The sequence below is a fragment of the Pseudomonas sp. P135 genome, assembly GCF_020312125.1.
GTDB lineage: Bacteria > Pseudomonadota > Gammaproteobacteria > Pseudomonadales > Pseudomonadaceae > Aquipseudomonas > Aquipseudomonas fragariae.
Map to the genome: position 1 here is coordinate 1 of NZ_JAGPYR010000053.1, position 648 is coordinate 648.

The window sequence follows — 648 nt, forward strand, 5'->3', positions numbered from 1 at the left end:
TTGTGGATAAGTCCGGGGTTGAGCCAGTGGCGTACAGCGCCTATGGTCATCACCCGGCGGAAAGCGGGTTGACCAGTTTGCTGGGGTTCAATGGCGAGCGGCGTGATCCGGTTACCGGGCATTACCTGCTGGGGAATGGGTATCGGGCTTATAACCCGGTGTTGATGCGGTTCAACAGCCCGGACAGTTTGAGTCCGTTTGATGAGGGCGGGCTGAATGCGTATGGGTATTGTGGAGGGGATCCGATTGGGTATGTGGATCCATCGGGGCACATAGCTGCCGGGCTGTTAAATAAAATATTATTATCCGGAGAAATTAGGCGCTCACCCCTCACTCGTACGCCGTTATCACAGTTGTCTGACATGGTTGATAGGCTCCCCGCTATTTCATCTAGTCCTTCGCCCATTGCTTCGTCAAGCGCGGCAATCTCATCGGGCAGTCTTGGCATTGGGATGCCAGCTAGCTCAACTACAAAATTAAATCCGTTGGCCCCGTCGGGGGTGAGTAAAAAACGAGGAGGCAGACAAACAAGCTTTGCCAAGAGAGATTCTACCGTGAGGGATGCACGCGAAAAATATCGCGCTGCACTTGAAACTGCCGGCATTAAAAAGCATACGCCGGGTACTCGTATTTATATTGATGGCAAGC

1 pseudogene is annotated in these 648 nt (G+C 52.8%); it reads left to right on the top strand.

Features of this window, described 5'->3' with window-relative positions:
- Positions 1 to 2: 2 nt before the first annotated feature.
- Positions 3 to 272 (top strand): annotated as a pseudogene (locus KBY08_RS26255) (RHS repeat-associated core domain-containing protein); the annotation flags it as partial.
- Positions 273 to 648 lie beyond the last annotated feature (376 nt).